General features: G+C 77.1%; 1 protein-coding gene. It reads right to left on the bottom strand.

The window, feature by feature from the left end; translation table 11 throughout:
• Positions 1 to 7 precede the first annotated feature (7 nt).
• The gene (locus GTR02_RS21840; protein ID WP_205709816.1) at positions 8 to 982 is read right to left on the bottom strand and encodes a TIM barrel protein; all 975 of its coding nucleotides are present in this window, start codon (positions 980 to 982) and stop codon (positions 8 to 10) included.
• Positions 983 to 1033: the final 51 nt, after the last annotated feature.

Here is a 1033-nt window from a genome sequence, read left to right on the forward strand (position 1 = left end):
CGGGGGCTCAGCGCAACCGGGAGGTGCCGCGGCCGGCCTCGAGCCCGGCGTCGAGGTCGATGCGCCGCGGGCCCGACCGTCCCCCGAGGCCGGGCACGGTCGCGAGCAGGTGCTCGCGGGCCCGCTCGGCCGCCTCGCGGTGCACGTCGTCGTGGTCGTAGAGCTCGACGCTCAGCCACCCCGCGTAGCCGCCCTCGGCCAGCGCCTGGCCGACGGAGCGGAAGTCCACGTCGCCGTCGCCCGGGACGAGGTGGGCGTGCACGCGGCCCGCGATGTCCTCGACCTGGAGGTGGCGGGTCAGCGGCAGGTGCCGGGCCAGGGAGGCCAGCGGGTCGTCCTCGACGACGACCGTGTGCCCGAGGTCCTGGCTCAGCCACAGGCTGTCGCTGCCGGTGCGCCCGATGACGGCGGCGACCTCGGCGTTGGTCTGCACGTGGAAGCCCGGTTCGGGCTCCATGCCGAGCACCGTCGCCCCGGTGGGCAGGCCCGCGGCGTCGAGCTCGTCGGCGAGCACGGTGAGGAGCTCCGCGAGGCCCTCGTCGAGCCAGCGGTCGGCCTGCTCCGCGGCGACCGCGGGGTGCCGGCTGCCCGTCGAGAACGCCACCAGGGGCACCCCTGCGCGCACGCCGATGCGGATGCCCCGGCGCAGGAGGTCGAGGCGGCGGGCGCGCTCGGCCGGGTCGGGGTCCACCAGGGCGGGTTCGAAGGGCAGCTCGCTGAGCAGGTGCGGGTCGCCCGTGGCGAGGCTGCAGGCCACGAGGCCGGTCTCGTCGAGCACCCGGCGCAGCGCCTCGGCCTCGGCGTCGCCGAACGACCAGGGGTCGACGTGCTGGGCGTTCAGGGACAGCTCGATGCCGTCGTAGCCGCGGTCGGCGAGCACGCGCACGGCGTCCGGCAGCGCGACCGAGCGCAGGCCGTTGGCGTTGTAGGCCAGCCGCAGGGGCGGCGTCGCCCCCGGGCGGAGCGGGGTGGAGGAGGGCACGGTGACTCCGTCTCGTCGAAGGGCGGCACTCGCGGCGGGCGGTGTGAGGCG

This window comes from Kineococcus siccus (assembly GCF_009906795.1).
Classification (GTDB): Bacteria; Actinomycetota; Actinomycetes; order Actinomycetales; family Kineococcaceae; genus Kineococcus; species Kineococcus siccus.